We start from the raw sequence: 15,489 nt of genomic DNA on the forward strand, positions 1-15,489 counted from the left end.
TTCACAGCATCCAGTGTCGCCGTCATATCGGCTCCTTCCCGCCAAGCTCACCGCCTGGCGTGTTGGGCCGGATACACCGTTATTTCCACAGTCCCTTCTAGGGGTCGTTGCAACACCCGTGGTTAGCTGGCTATCAGTAAATCACGTAGACGCTCGGCTGGGGTGTCCCAGTCGAGTGTTTTGCGTGGTCGGGCGTTGAGTTCTTGGGCGACGTGCTCGAGGTCTTCGGGGCCGTAGACGTTGAGGTCGGTGCCTTTGGGGAAGTATTGGCGCAGCAGCCCGTTGGTGTTTTCGTTGGATCCGCGCTGCCAGGGACTGTGGGGGTCGCAGAAGTAGACGTCCATGTCGGCGGCGATGCTGAAGGCTTTGTGTTTGGCCATTTCGGCGCCTTGGTCCCAGGTCAGGGAGCCGCGCAGGTGCGCCGGCAGGGTGGACATGGTCTTGATCAGCCCGTCGCGGACCGATTCGGCGCTGTGGTCCACGGGCAGGTGCACGAGCATGACGTAGCGGGTGGTGCGCTCGACCAGCGTCGCAATCGCCGACTGGTTGCTGGTGCCGGTAATGAGGTCGCCCTCCCAGTGGCCCGGGATCGCGCGGTCCTCAACCTCTGCGGGGCGTTCGGAAATATTGATCATCGGGTCCCGGAAACGACTGGTGCGTTCCTCGGGATTCTTGTGCTGCTTACGGCGGGTTCGCCCGGTGCGCAGCGCCTCCTTGACCTCGCGTTTAAGCCCGCCGCGGGCCTGAAAGTAGAGGGCCTGGTAGATCGTTTCGGGGCTCACGCGCATGACGGGGTCATCAGGGTATTCCTTGATCAGCAAGTGCGAAATCTGTTCCGGGGACCAGCGTGTCAGCAGCTTGGTTCCCACGTACTGACGCAGCTTCCCAGGTTCTGCCAGCTTACTGTCCTTGGGCCGTGCCCGGGCCGCCGCAGCGGTGCGGTGGGCGCCGTAGGGCCGGTAGCCGAGCACCGCGTGGCTGTTGCGTTTGATCTCCCGGCTGATGGTGCCCACGGAGCGGCCCAGAGCCCTGCCGATCGCCTGCATTGAGGTTCCGTGGGTACGCAGGTCCGCGATCCTCTCCCGCTCTGACAGGGACAGGTAGCGGGTGCTGATGGACTGCTCCAGCGCTTCCAAGGCCACCGGGGCGGGCGCCGGCTCTGCCGCCGCTGCCGTCAGTCCTGGTGCCGCCGCGGGGGCCGACGGTTCCGCAAAAGTAGTTGTCACCTCCTGTTTATACGGCAGATCCGCAGCATGGCCCTCGGCAGCTGCCGTGTCCTTAGCAGCCTGTTGCCGGTCCCATGCGTAGGAGCTCGGTTTGCTGGCGCCGACCGCGAGAGCGGCGTCCCTCCGGCCTGCTCCTTCTTGGCGCAGGCGCAGGTACTGAAGCTGCTTCGCTGATGGCCGTCGCGGACTGACCGAGACCAGACCGGCGGCCCTGGCCCAGTTGGAGCAGGTGGAGTGGTTCAGACCGAGTTGCCGGGCCGCAACGCTGACGCTGCCGACGTCCTGCAGCACTCTCACGAACTCCTCAAGCACCGCGGATGGGTGGCGTCGCGTCGGATCAAGTTTCCCAGTTCTCGTGGCCCGTGGCTTTCTCACAGCAGGATTGACCCTGGCGGCCCAGTTACGCGCGGTGCTGATGTTCAATCCCAGCTCTTGGGCCGCCGAAGTGATGGTGCCGGTCCGGTCCAGAGCGGCATGGAACTGGTCCTTGTCCGCCTGCGTGTACAGGCGCTGAGGCCTGATCCCGGCAGCGTTCGCCCACTTCTGGCACGTGCTCCGGTTAATGCCGAGCTCCTTGGCCGCGGCGGCAACACTTCCCAACCGCTCCACGGCGGAAAGGAAATCCTGTCTTTGCGCACGCGTATGGGACTGCTGATGACGCTTCCCCGGCGCCCCGACCGTCGACGCCGATTCCTCCGTTGAAGGAGATTTTTTCTTTAAGGAAGAACTATTTCTTGATGGTGAATCCATGGGTGTTGCAACTCCCGATTATTCGGGGTGTTGCAACTGTGAGACTTACTTGTAGCTGGTCTGGGACTGGCTGGCAGGATAGGAACCGGCCGACCCACCCATGGATGTGACTCATGTTGCAACTGACCCTCAGGGCGTCATTCGATCGACTTGTCCGTCCATCAGGGTGGATCGGCCGGCACCTGTCCGGCCCACTTCGGTAGCTTGATTAGAAGATTGTCCACCCTCGCGGGCGTGACCCCTCACAGTTCTGTTCCGTCGTGATTCCTACCCGGACTGGTACCGGCCGTCAACGGCCACCAACCCATTCCATCACTAGAGGAAAAGCACGGTGACCGGCCTTGTCTATCGTCTCTCATTGCCATCCGTTTGTCGTGGGTGTCGACACTCACGCCCGCAACCATGTCTACGCCATACTCGATGCCACCGATGGTGCATTGCTGGATACGCAGTCTTTCCCGACGACCGCGGCCGGCATCAATCGCGCCATCAAATGGGTGGCACGCCGCACCGACGCCGACGCCGACACTCTCTGGGTGATCGAGGGAGCCGCAACCTATGGGGCAATCCTCGCCGGTACCGTGGCCGCCTACGGATTCCCCGTCACGGAAGCTCCGCGCATGGATGCGAAGAAGAACCGCGGCGTCGGCAAATCCGACGCCTTGGACTCCCACCGGATGGCCATGGCCGTGCTGCCGTTATCGGTGGAGAAACTGCGCCGGCCCCGCTTGAATGAAGGGATCCGCCAGGGTTTGCGGATCCTGGTGACGGCCCGCGAATCCATGAGCAAGGACCGTACCCGTTCGATCAATGCATTGAACGCTTTGGTACGCAGTAACGACCTCGGAATCGATGCCCGCAGGAAGCTCACCCCGGTCCAGATCGAGGAGATCTCCCGGTGGCGCGAGCGCGAGGAAGAACTGGCCTTGGGTATCGCCCGCGCCGAGGCGGTCCGCCTCGCCAAGCGCATCTTGGACCTGGAGGGGCAGCTGAAGACCAATGAAAAGCATTTGGACGAGCTGGTCAAGGTCAGCGAGGCCGCGCCCCTGCTTGAGGAGAAGGGCTTCCGGGCGGTCACCGCGGCGAAGTGCTTAGTGGCGTGGTCGCACGAGGGACGGGTCCGTAGCGAAGCCGCCTTCGCCTGTCTGGCGGGTGTGAATCCCATCCCGGCGTCGTCGGGGAACACGGTACGCCATCGACTGAACCGTGGAGGCGACAGGAAGCTCAACAGCGCCTTGCACATGGCTACGGTCACCAGGATGACCCACGACACCGAGACCTGTGCCTATGTCGAGAAACGCCGTGCCGAAGGCAAAACCGACAAGGAAATCCGGCGTTGCGTCAAGCGCTATTTGGCACGTCGTATATTCAGAATCCTGACGGCCGCGGCCCAAGCGAAAGTGGTTCAGGAACCGGCTTGACAGACATAGAAGAGTCGATCGCTAGAACTCGCCCTCTTGAGTTCTAGCGATCGTAGCAACACCCCCGATTATTCGGGAGTTGCAACACCATGGAATCACCATCAGGAACTAGTTCGTCCATTAAGAGGAAATCTCCTTCAACAGAGAAACCCGCGCCTTTGGCTGGGCTAACCGTGAAGCGTCGGCAGCAGTCCCATAGCCGTACTCAACGACAGGATTTTCTTTCCGCCGTGGAGCGGTTGGGAAGCGTTGCCGCCGCGGCCAAGGAGCTCGGCATTAACCGGAGCACATGCCAAAAGTGGGCGAACGCTGCCGGGATCAGGCACCAACGCGAGTACACCCAAGCGGACAAGGACCAGTTCTATGCCGCTCTGGATCGGACCGGCACTATCGCCGCGGCGGCCCAGGATCTGGGATTGAAGATCAGCACCGCCCGCAACTGGGCCGGCACTGTCAATCCCTCTCTGAGAAAACCCCGGACGACGAAGACTGCGAAACCCCGGCTGGCGCAACGCCACCGGTCAGCGGTGATTGAAGAGTTCTTGGTCCTGCTGCGGGAGGTCGGCAGCGTCAGCGCTGCGGCCAAGCAGTTGGGCCTGAACCGCTCCACCTGCTCCAACTGGGCGATCGACGCCGGTATCGCCTCCACGTGTCTGCCACGCCCGTCCGCGAAACAGATCCGCTACCTGCGCTTGCGTCAAGAAGGGACCGGCCGGAGGGACGCCGCCCTCGCCGTTGGTGCCAGCAAACAGAGCTCCTACGTGTGGGACCGGCAACAGTCTGTTAAGGACACGGCCGCTGTCGAGAGCCATGCCGTAGATCTCGCGTATAAACAGGAAGTGAGAACGACTTCCGCGGAACCTCCATCCCGTCCGGTGACACCTGAGCTGCCGGAAGGGACGGCGGAGCCGACATCCGCCCGGGTGGGCCTGGACGTTCTGGAACAGGTCATCAGCGCCCGCTATCTGTCGCTGTCCGAGCGCGAGAGAATCGCCGACCTGCGCACCCGGGGAACCTCAATGCAGGCGATCGGCAGGGCACTGGGCCGATCCGTGGGCACCATCAGCCGCGAGATCAAACGCAACAGCCACCCGGTCCTGGGCTACCGGCCTTACGGTGCTCACCGGGCCGCCACCGCGGCCCGGGCACGGCCCAAGGACAGTAAGCTGGCAGAACCCGGAGAACTGCACGACTACGTGAAAATAAAGCTCCTCACACGGTGGTCCCCGGAACAAATATCGAAGCTGCTGATCAAGGAATTCCCGGATGACGAGCAGATGCGCGTGAGCCCCGAAACGATCTACCAAGCCCTCTACTTTCAGGCCCGAGGCGGACTCAAACGCGAAGTCAAAGAAGCCCTGCGCAGCGGGCGGAACCGACGCAAAAAGCACAAGAATCCAGAGGAACGCACCAGTCGTTTCCGGGACCCGATGATCAACATTTCCGAACGCCCACCAGAGATCGAGGACCGTGCTGTTCCAGGCCATTGGGAAGGGGATCTGATAACCGGAGCCTACAACCAGTCAGCGATCGCAACGCTCGTGGAACGGACCACCCGGTACGTGATGCTCGTGCACCTGCCGGTGGACCACACCGCCGAATCGGTTCGCGATGGGCTGATAAGGACCATGGGGACCCTGCCGGCGCACTTGCGCAGCTCTCTCACCTGGGACCAAGGCGCAGAAATGGCCAAACACAAGGCCTTCAGCATCGCGACCGACATGGACGTCTACTTCTGCGACCCCGCCAGCCCCTGGCAACGCGGATCCAACGAGAATACCAACGGTCTGCTGCGCCAATACTTCCCCAAAGGCGCCGATCTGAATACATACGGGCCCGAGGACCTCGAGCACGTCGCCCAAGAACTCAACGGACGGCCACGCAAAACACTGGACTGGGACACCCCAGCCGAGCGTCTACGTGATTTACTGATAGCCAGCTAACCACGGGTGTTGCAACGACCCCTTGAATTCAAGCCAGCGGGCATTTCTGCTGGCCGCCCGTGGGCACAAACTATTGGCCATTGACACACGACTACCGCGAACTGAAAACCGGACTCGGCCTGGACCACTTCGAAGGCCGCACCTGGCTCGGCTGGCACCACCACGCCACCCTCGTCACCGCCGCCCACTTATTCATCACCACACTGCGCCTGACACGCCCAAAAGCGCCTGGGGCAGCCTGAGTCTCTACGGCATCCTCCGCGAGCTCCAACACCTCGTCGCCGCACGGACCGGATACTGCCCCTACTGCCACCCACGAGGCCCAACCTAACTAAGTACTACTAGTGGTGTTGTACTAGTGGATGTATTCCACCTTGGTCCGAGTGCACGAACGGCTGCTGACCGGGGAACAGGCAGGTCAGGGCCTCACGTAGGGAATCGTTAGTGAGCGCCAACTTCGGTGACAATCCCAGGAGGTATGAAATGATCTGCCAGTCAAAGGGGTCCATGCCGGTGACAGGTACAGCCTCCGGTCGCCGGCGTTGAACTCCGTCACGTTTATGCCGCACTCCTGATTCCCGGGCCTTCCACGGCAATCTTCACTTCAGCAACTGGAACGCTCTAACGTGACGAGGCTCAGCGCGCTCGTCGTGGATAGCGTTGGCGAACCGTGGAACGCAATCTGGCACTAGTTTTGTCCTTTACGCCGCCCAGCTCTTGCGTCGCCGGCCTCCACGACGCTGTCCTAGGCAGACCCGTGCTGAGGTCCGTGCGGAATTCAATGCATTAAAACGTGTGGGGCGCAGGTCGCCCAGGCCGCCGGACTGAGCCAAATTATGCACGTGGCCTATTTGCGACACTCCTCATTCTTGGCGGCCGGGGGTTAGAACCGGCCAGGCCGCTTTTTGGCTCACCGCAACCGCCGCGGGCGGCCCTAGCAAGGAAGGCCTTCCCCAAGCCTACCGACATCAGATCGTCTAGACATGCAAACCTGTGCTCGGTAATCGGGAACACAGACCCATCCGGCCGTTGTCGCTCACGGAGCGCACTCGTCCTATCAACAGACCCCAACTACCACCAGTGCTGCGAGCAGCTTTGCAGGTACTTTGCCTATCGGCCCGATACTTCTTGGGCAGCCAATTCCTGTGGCTTTTGTCGCCTGTTCTCATTGCTAACCACCCAAATGTAGCTCCACAGCCCACTGGCAAGGATAAATTCGCAAAGGAGTGTCGACAGGATGGCGCCAGAAATTCCCATTGGCGGTATCAGAACTAGGTTGATACCTACATTGAAAATCGCCACAGTAACTTGGGCACCTGTACGGAATCCTTGCCGGCCACAACCCGTTAACGTGTCAGCACCGAGAAACGTCAATCCACGCAGGATGACCAACGGTGCAAGCACCTGGATCACTACGATTGCGCTGTCGTAGTCGTTGCCTAATAACATCGGAGCCACAGGGGCAAGAAAGAACGAGCCGATAGCAGCGAGTCCTCCAACGATCAGGACAGCCGGCGCTATTCTGCGAGTTAGTCGTAGCGCCGAAGCAAGCCCTCCTTCGCCCTCGCGAAAATAAAGCGGGTAGGCCGCCGCTGAGATCGACCGAATCGGAGCGTAGGCCATGTCGATTATCCTGAAGGCCGCGGAATACACGCCGGCGGCCCCTACAGAGTCCAGCCTGGCGAGCATCGCCTTATCGATATCGTTGTACACGTTCTGTGAAGACATGGCCACAGAAAAGAGAAGACCCTCCTTTACTTCGACCACTCGCAAACGCAGAGCCCGCCCGCCGGGCCCGAGTTTGGCACTGGTATGGATGGCGACGCCGATACCCAAAGGAAGAGTTGCCAAAACGTAAACAGTGGCCCAGACCTCCAAGGTTGTCTGACCTACCCATAGGAACATGGCACCAGCAGCCACCAACCGAATGAAATTCAATAGGGTGGGTAGCACGATAAGTGGGCGACTGCGGTCCTGCCCCTGCCACACGGCACCGGTCAATTCAACTAACTTAAGGCCTATCAGCTCTGCCAAAGCTATCTGTAAGATCGCAAAACGTGAAAGCTCAGGGGGGGCAATGATATCGGCCATGAGCACAAGAACGCCGGATAGGGCCGCCCCACCGAGCAACGTATACGTCAAGGCTCTAGCCCATTCTCGGCTGGCAGAACTCACGTCACGCGAGACATTCCTCAGCATGATGGTGTTAGTTCCGAGGCTGCTAAAAGGGGTCACTAGTGCACAAAGCGCAATTGCCGTGGCAAATGCACCATAGCCTGTGGCGCCCAACATTCTTGCCAAGATGATAAAGTACCCGGCTTGGAGTGCTAAGCGTGTTATCTGACCGGCCAGAAGGCCAAGCACGTTCCCCCGAAACGACCGTTTGGTTGAAGTCACGATAAGTCCTTACATAGTCAGCACATAGTCAGCACACGAGAGCTGCGGAAGGGTCGAAGTTTCGTGTAATGGACGCCCAGGACCAGAGAGTGACCAATACGGCACACGCATCGCGTCGTGCAAGCCGTACACCGACGAGCGGAATTCTAAAGCGTCCCGGAGCGGGGGAACCGGCGGGCCCCGCGAGCCGCGCCCTGCCATGTTTCGGTACTTTGCCCTGCCGGGACCGACTCCGAATCCCGGCTAGTTCCAATCGCGAATCGAGTTGTACCGTGCGAAGCAGCGCCGGAAACAATTCGGAGGGAGTCTACTAAATCATTATCGCCGCTTGATGATCTGGCCCCATCACCGTAGCCGTAGTAGCTATAGGAGTAGGCATCTGGGCCCTTGTTGGGCAATCGATTCAGAACAACACCAAGCAGATTCGCCCCTACCATATCAAGCGCCGCTAGCGATTTCTCGAGCGCCGCCTCCCTCACTTTTTGGACGCCCACTACCATAACAACACTGCCAACATGTTGCGCCAGAACAGCAGCGTCGGTGACGGGGAGAAGCGGCGGCGCATCGATCACCACGGTGTCGAACAGGCCCTCGAGCCGCTGAATCAGCGCCCTCATCTGTGTTGAGCCCAAGAGTTCGCTAGGATTCGGCGGAATCTGGCCCGACGTAAGGACAAAGAGGTTTTCCTCCCCCCAAGGCTGCAGCAGACTGTCCAGGTCGGCGGAGCCAATGAGGGCCGTCGTGAGTCCAGCACCGCGCTCTAGACCGAGATACTCACCGACCATGGGACGCCGTAAATCTGCATCGACTAGGCAGACAGATTGACCGGACTGGGCAAGCGATATCGCCAGGTTAGTGGCTGTAGTACTCTTGCCCTCTCCCGGCAAGGACGACGTAACAATGAATGATTTTGCTTGAACCGCGACATTTGCGAAACGGAGATTGGTCCTCAGAGCGCGAAAAGACTCGGCCCTTGGGCTCTGCTGGTGAGCCTGCGTTAGGAGCGGCTTCTTTATGGCATCGGGTTCAAAAGCGATGCCGCCGAGAACAGGAGCATCCGTGACATGTCTCAGATCGGACTCCCCCCGGACGCGAGTGTCAAAGGTACTGCGGAGGATGGCGGCCGTGATCCCGCCGAGCACACCCAAGAGCAGGCCGAGTGCAAGATTTAGCTTTGTGTTGGGGGCAGACGGAACTGTGGGAGCCACTGCGGGTGTAACTACTGAGAGGTTCACCGGTGAAGGACCGCCGCCCTTGGGCTTCTCCAATTCGTCGACGGCGTTGATGAGACTGCCAGCTACGCTCTGAGCAATCGCAGCTGCCTGAACTGGTGACGCGTCTGACACCTCGATACTAATTAGTACGGTGTTCAAGTCCGTGCTGACCTTCACACTTGATGCCAGTTTTTCCGGAGTCACCTCAAGACCGAGGCTGTCGATGGTCGGCTGCAATACCACGGGTGTTACGGCTGTCTTAACGTATGACTGCACTCTCGACTGAGTAAATGTATTGCCCTGTTGGAGTTCTTGAACGGTCCCGGAATTCTGGATCGCTACAAACAGTTGAGTCTGCGAAGTGTAGGTAGGTCTGACGGCTACTGAAACGACCCCGCCTACAAGCAGTCCCAGCAGGGTACTGGCAAGAACCAACTTCCAACTGCGGCGCAACATTCGTGCGTAGTCGAGCAAATCCAATGCGGTCCCCCTGTTTCATCGCTGGACTTGGCATTCTCGGCCCGTCTGCAATATTTTATTGGTCGCACCCATCATACCGTTGACCAGCAGTCCTATAGCCCAGGGAACCTGGGCTATAGGACTACAACGAGGGACGCATCGACCCACGGAGGAAGGCTCTTTGTCCTAGAAGAATGCATGAGTGGCTCCCCGCTAGCCCTCAATGACCTCTAATGACCTCAACGACCTCAACGACCTCAACGACCTCAACGACCTCAACGACCTCAACGACCTCAACGACCTCAATGACCTCAATGAGTTTACGGCAGTGGAGAGCCAAAAATCCTCGCCGAATGCGGAGCATAGTCGAAGATCTTGGCAGCCTGCAGCGAGATCACACCCTCAGTTGCGCTCCAACAGGTAATATCTGCAAACTTCCTAGGCTCTGCGGCTATGCTGACTCGGGATTCCCGGGGGCCGACGAAGCTTCCACTTCAGGCCACGAGCAGAGAACCAGTCTCAATAAAACTTTGGAGTCATCATAATGAAGATTGCGGTTTGTACCTTAGCTAGCAGCCCTACCGATGTAAAGGTTTGGTCAGGCACACCCGCCCATTTCATTCAGGGCCTAAATTCTGCAGGGGCTGAGGTCGTTCCGATCGGCCCACTCCATCCTGCGACCTACCGATTGTTGAACAAATTCTCCAGCTTCACCGGACTCATTGGGAAGAAGCTGAACTGGGAAACCGAACCAGCAGTCCTACGCATGTTTACCCGGCGACTCGACGCAAAGATTGCGGAGGCCCGACCGGACGTAGTCATAGTCATGGGCTGGTTTCCACTATGTGCGAAATCGGAGGTTCCTATCATCTATTGGGGGGACGCCACAGTAGGGCAGCGCATCGATGTCGCCCCTCACTGGAGCCGACTTTCAGCGCGCACTCGCGACAACGCTTCTCGCATCGAGGCGGAATGTCTGACTGCGCTGGCCGGAACATTTTGGGCTTCGCAGTGGGCGCGGAAAGATGCGATCGAGCGTTACAAACTCGAAAACACCAGTTGCGTTCCGTTCGCCTCGAATCTCGCCGACCCCATAGCCAAATCAAAGCAAGCCCCGGAAGGCAGGCTAATTCGTCTCTTGGCGGTAGGGGTCAAATGGCATCGGAAAGGCATGGACACAGCAGTGACTGCGGCCGACGAGCTGATTGCTCTCGGTCATAATGTTCACCTCGATGTTGTGGGAGTGCACCCGCCTGACGATTCGTGGATGCGTTGCCACGTCACCTATCACGGTCTCCTTAGGAAGGACCTGCCCGCTGACGTCCAGCGACTGCACTTCTTATACGAACAAGCCGACCTCTTCGTTTTACCCACCCGAAATGAACCGTTTGGTATCGTCTTTCAAGAAGCGGCAGCTTACGCACTGCCGGTAGTTACATCCAATGTCGGCGGTGTACCCGAAATCGTCGAGAATGAGCTAACGGGTATTACTTTGGACGAGCACGCTAGCCCTAAGGAATACGCTGCTGCAATTTCACAAATTGTCACCGACTCAGCCGTGTACGCGTCAATGAGTCAGGCCGCACGCGCCCGATATACGGAGCGTTTCACTTGGAACGGCAGTGCCCTGCATGTCTTAGAAATCCTTAAGCGCTTCACAACATAGCTGATCACCCAGCGTGAAGGGCTGAAGCTCCGAGGACCGTTGAGTTGAATGGATGAGAGAACGCAACGATCGACGAGCTTGTCTTGCACTGATTTTCAAAGCATCTTGGACCTGGACTGTCGCGAAGGACTTTCTTACCGAGAGCATCGCTGGCAGTACTAGGGGCGAAACTGCTGCCTTAGCATCGGCCTGAGTCAGGGGCACCCAGCAAGTCTTCAATGTCTCGATCTCTACCTATCTCAGTAGCCAGGAGCCTCCGGGGTCGGCCGGCGTGAAGGCACTCAATATCAATGAGTACGTCTGGCCTACACTGGCCTCCAAGATCCGGCGTAGTCATCGAATGGTTGACACACCGGCGACGCTCATGTCCCAGTCCCGGCCCGATTACTGGCCTTCGGTTCGGGACGCGGCCCGGGTTCACTGCCAGCCTTCCGCGGTTGCGCGAACGCCCTCGGCAGGTACTGAAACTCAAATCACCATGATCGGCGAAGTCCGCTGCCAGTTCCGTCAGGTAACCAATACCTCGCGCACCGGCCCCAGGGCTCCTGACATGACAGGACGGCCGTGCGGGTGATGTATTGAGTTTCCGGGGATTCTTGCTCGCTCAAGTCTTTTAATCATGCCCCCGATGTGAGATAATAAACGTGTGACTTTTTTGCTGGTGATGGGGGTGGGAGGATGGATGTGATGCCAACCCAGATGCCCCTTCCCTTGATCGCGGACCTGGGAGCCGTGCTGATCGGGGAGTCGGCGGCGTTGCTGGAAAATGATGTTCTCGGCGGCAAGGTCTTTCTCAACGGCCAGTTGTGCTGGGTGTGGGATGCCGGCCAGGATGACCTGCGCCGGCTGGCCGCGGTGCAGCTGGTGCGGGCCGGCGCGGCCCGGGTCAACGAGGTAGCGGCAGGGTTCGGCGTCACCCCGGAATCCTTGCGCCGCTGGCGGGTGGCTCTCACCGGTGAGGGTGTGGCCGCGTTGGCGCCGGTGAAGAAGGGCCCCAAAGGCCCGAGCGTGCTGACCGGAGAGAAAGCGGCCGAGATCCGCCGGCTCCGCGCCGGTGGTGCGAGCCTGCGGGCAACCGCGGCAGCGGCCGGGGTCTCCACCGACACCGTCCGGCGCGCCCTGACTTTCGATGAGGCAAACACCCCGGAAGCCGCTGAAATCAGCGCTAACAAGGGCGGATCAGCGCCCGGCGCATCAACGCCGCCGACCCGGCTGGTGTTGCCCGTACTCCCGGCACCTGCGGATCGGTCCACCGAACGGGCAGCAGCCCGGGCCGGTCTGCTTGAGTGCGCGGCCCCGGTGTTTGCACCGGCGGCCCGGGTGCCGTTGGCCGGGCTGTTCCTGGCCTTGCCGGCGCTGGAGGCCACCGGGCTGCTGGCCTGCGCGAAGGCAACGTTCTCGGCGTTGGCGGACGGGTTTTACGGGCTGGAAACCATGCTCCTGGATTCGGTGCTGCGGGCCCTGGCCGGGGAACCCCGCGCCGAAGGGGCCACCCGGATCGACCCTGCCGCCCTGGGCCGGGTGCTGGGCCTGGACCGGGCACCGGAAGTAAAAACCATCCGCCGCAAAATCGGGTTGCTGGCCGAAACCGGGAAGGCCGGGGACCTGCTCACCGCCCTCGCCACCCACCACCTCCACTCACGCAGCGGCGATTGTGCCGGCGGCGATGGTGAGGGTGGGGATTTGGCTGCTGTGCTCTATGTTGACGGGCATGTCCGCGCCTACCAAGGCGGGAAGAAGATCGGGAAGGTCCATTCCACGAGGCTGAAGTTCCCGGTCCCGGCGACCGAGGAAACCTGGGTCTCTGACGCGCACGGGTCCCCGGTGCTGGTCGTCATGGCCAAACCCGGCGCCGCCCTGACCGGTGAACTGCGGGCGCTCCTGCCGCAGCTGCGCACCATCATCGGGGATTCCCGGCGGGTGTTGGTCGGTTTTGACCGGGGAGGCTGGTCACCGGCGCTCTTCAAGCACATGGACGAGGCCGGCTTTGACGTCCTGACCTGGCGCAAAGGCCCCGCGGCGGACATCCACGAGGGCAGCTTCACCGAGGTCGCCCATGTGGACGTCCACGGGGACACGAGGACTTGGAACGCGGCGGACACGGCCGTTGATCTGGCCCTGGCCACGGGGGAAGCGTTCCGGATGCGGCAGATCAGCCGGATCGTCCCGGTCCGGGGCGGGGCAACCCGGCAGATCCACATCCTCACCACCGACCAGGCAATGCCCGCCGGTGAGGTGATCTACCGGATGGGGTCCCGCTGGCGGCAGGAAAACTACTTCCGCTACGCCCGCATCCATTTCGACCTGGACTCCCACGACGCCTACACCTCCACCGATGATGACCCCGAACGCTCAGTACCGAACCCGGAGAAGAAAAGGGCCTACCAAAAAGTCGTCGCCGCCCGGGCCCACTTCGACCAGGTCCTGGCCCGAACAGACGCCGCCATGCTCGCGATGCGAACCCCGGATCGAGGCGCCGGCGAAGTCATGATCACCAACGCCATGCACAACGCCGTCACCGCGCCGCTCTGGGACGCGGAGGCCGCCCTTGACCGGGCAGAAGCCGCCCATCAAAAAATCCGCGCCAGGGTTCCGTTGGGCGAACTCTCACCCGGTCAACAGGTCCTCGACACGGAGACCAAGCTGATCACCCACGCGATCAGGATGGCCGCTTTCAACACTGCCACCACCCTCGCCAGGGAGATCCGGACCAACACCGGCTACGCCCGCGCCGCCGAGGAAGCCCACGCCCTGGCACGGCAGGTGCTCACCGGCAGCGGCGACATCGACACCACCACCCCCGGCTACCTCATCATTCGCCTGGACCCACACCCTACCGCTCGGGCCACCGCAGCAATCAGAGAACTCTGCCAGCACCTCACCACCACCCAAATCCGCTACCCCGGCACCGGGCTCATCCTGCGCTACGAAATCAAAAACCCCTGAACCCACACTGAATACCTCACCATGTCAGGAGCCCTGGGCCCGTGGCACCCTACGCAGGATCCGCGGACCCTGAAAGTCGGCGGCCGCCACCTGTAAAACGGTCCCCAAGCCTCGATGCAAAACTCAATTTGGCAGCTTCCGACTACCACGCCCGGGGAGCTCTAGTCGCGAGGTTTGAGTCCGGGCTGATAGTTGACGGGTCCTTCGTAATGGAGATCAGGAATACAAGTGGAATCACGAGGAATGTATGTCCATCGAAAGCCATCGGGTTCCAGTACGCTTCGGTCAAACCCAGAATAGATAAAAATACAATGTAGGCGGCCCCAAAACCTAAACTGGCAGACCCTTTGCTAGCTGCCCAAGTCGCAACCGAAAACAGCAGAAACAGAAGAGCAACGGCAGCCACGCCCCCTCCGAAGAGCAGTAGCAGGTACTGGCTGTGGGGAAACAAGAGTGGAACTACTCCGATTGACTGGAGGAAAGTCCATCGATCAAGACCCAGCCCTATCCACCAATCACCGCCCAATGCCATCAAGCCGCGAATCCAAACATTTCCCCGGTTACTGAACGACGCCGGCTCTGCATGCAGCAATAGGTAAAAACTGGCAATGAAGACGGCAAGTATCGTAATTACGATAAACTTGGCTTTTTTACGGAGGTGTACATCGAGGTCCATACCTACCGGGCGTGCGGCTTTCTTCCACAACACGACAATGACCCAAATAGTCAGCGAACCGGCGAGTGCCAGTTGGGAGGTCCGCGACTCCGTGGCGTACAGCGTCAACCCGAGCGGAACAAGGGTCCAAGCAGAACCCTTGCCGGTCCATGATGCAAAGGTGCACAGGATGGCCACACAGACAAAGATCGCCAAGGCATTCTCGGAAGCGAAAGGCCCTGTGTAGATGGCACCGAAAGGACCGCATTTGAATATGTCACAAGCTCGCCACCCGTCGTGCCCAAAAGAGGATAACAAGAAGATCACAAGCACCGAAATAGTAATGATCCTACAGATATCTTTTAGGTCCAGCCGAGATGCCGCAACACAAACCGCGATGAGGAAAAGAATAGCCACAGCTAAGAGGCGGCCTAGCGACTGCCCCAAAGGCAACTCGACATTTTGAAGTGCATTTACCAAGAACATCGCTGCAGAAATTATGGCGGGCAAGAATAGACCGACACTAACGGCCGCCTTAGCTTGGCTAGTCTGCAGAGACAGCGATCGACTGACCTGCAGAACGACTGACCCCAATAGTAAGCCAAAAACAGCAATTTGAGCCGGTTGGCCAGTTGGGACTAGACGTGCCTCGTACAGCAGACCTCCGAGCACCACGATGGCCACTCCGAAAACACTCGATAATTCGCCGCGACCGGCGAGACTTTGATGCAGGCGTCTCACATTGGATATCAAGGGAACGATTGAAGAGCCTGCTATTAGCAAAATGAGGAAGTTCTGCATGCTTAACCCTT

Annotated in this window: 9 protein-coding genes and 1 pseudogene; 6 read left to right on the forward strand and 4 right to left on the reverse strand. The window is 60.0% G+C overall.

Going from position 1 to position 15,489, the window contains the following annotated elements:
* Window positions 1-122: 122 nt before the first annotated feature.
* Window positions 123-1,373, reverse strand: coding sequence for an IS30 family transposase (locus tag ABIB27_RS17020; protein ID WP_502909264.1), 1,251 nt, complete (start codon window positions 1,371-1,373; stop codon window positions 123-125).
* 944 nt (window positions 1,374-2,317) lie between these two features.
* Here ABIB27_RS17020 and ABIB27_RS17025 point away from each other — a divergent pair.
* From ABIB27_RS17025 to ABIB27_RS17035, 3 genes and pseudogenes are all read left to right on the forward strand, one after another.
* A complete protein-coding gene (locus tag ABIB27_RS17025) occupies window positions 2,318-3,397 on the forward strand; it encodes an IS110 family RNA-guided transposase (RefSeq protein WP_354254373.1) in 1,080 nt (359 codons plus the stop codon).
* Between the two features lie 692 nt (window positions 3,398-4,089).
* Window positions 4,090-5,340, forward strand: coding sequence for an IS30 family transposase (locus ABIB27_RS17030; RefSeq protein ID WP_502909265.1), 1,251 nt, complete (start codon window positions 4,090-4,092; stop codon window positions 5,338-5,340).
* Window positions 5,341-5,414: 74 nt separating this feature from the next.
* Window positions 5,415-5,582: pseudogene (locus ABIB27_RS17035) on the forward strand (IS701 family transposase); the annotation flags it as partial.
* A gap of 868 nt (window positions 5,583-6,450) precedes the next feature.
* Here ABIB27_RS17035 and ABIB27_RS17040 read toward each other — a convergent pair.
* Complete coding sequence (locus tag ABIB27_RS17040) at window positions 6,451-7,737, reverse strand: oligosaccharide flippase family protein (RefSeq protein ID WP_354254375.1); 1,287 nt, start codon at window positions 7,735-7,737, stop codon at window positions 6,451-6,453.
* Window positions 7,738-7,883: 146 nt separating this feature from the next.
* Window positions 7,884-9,431, reverse strand: coding sequence for a tyrosine-protein kinase domain-containing protein (locus ABIB27_RS17045; RefSeq protein ID WP_354254377.1), 1,548 nt, complete (start codon window positions 9,429-9,431; stop codon window positions 7,884-7,886).
* Between the two features lie 202 nt (window positions 9,432-9,633).
* On the opposite strand from ABIB27_RS17045, the gene ABIB27_RS17050 reads away from it, so the two are divergent.
* The 3 genes from ABIB27_RS17050 (at window position 9,634) to ABIB27_RS17060 (ending at window position 14,022) form a co-directional block, all read left to right on the forward strand.
* Window positions 9,634-9,834: a hypothetical protein gene (locus ABIB27_RS17050; protein WP_354254379.1), complete on the forward strand. Its 201-nt coding sequence runs from the start codon at window positions 9,634-9,636 to the stop codon at window positions 9,832-9,834.
* 120 nt (window positions 9,835-9,954) lie between these two features.
* Window positions 9,955-11,076, forward strand: a complete 1,122-nt coding sequence (locus ABIB27_RS17055; RefSeq protein WP_354254381.1) for a glycosyltransferase family 4 protein — start codon at window positions 9,955-9,957, stop codon at window positions 11,074-11,076.
* Window positions 11,077-11,763: 687 nt separating this feature from the next.
* Window positions 11,764-14,022, forward strand: coding sequence for a putative transposase (locus ABIB27_RS17060; protein WP_354254383.1), 2,259 nt, complete (start codon window positions 11,764-11,766; stop codon window positions 14,020-14,022).
* 142 nt (window positions 14,023-14,164) lie between these two features.
* Here the strand turns inward: ABIB27_RS17060 and ABIB27_RS17065 are convergent, their stop codons facing one another.
* Complete coding sequence (locus tag ABIB27_RS17065; RefSeq protein WP_354254385.1) at window positions 14,165-15,478, reverse strand: O-antigen ligase family protein; 1,314 nt, start codon at window positions 15,476-15,478, stop codon at window positions 14,165-14,167.
* Between the last annotated feature and the right edge of the window lie 11 nt (window positions 15,479-15,489).

Origin of the sequence: Arthrobacter sp. UYEF21, from assembly GCF_040546085.1 — a bacterium.
Classification (GTDB): Bacteria; Actinomycetota; Actinomycetes; order Actinomycetales; family Micrococcaceae; genus Arthrobacter.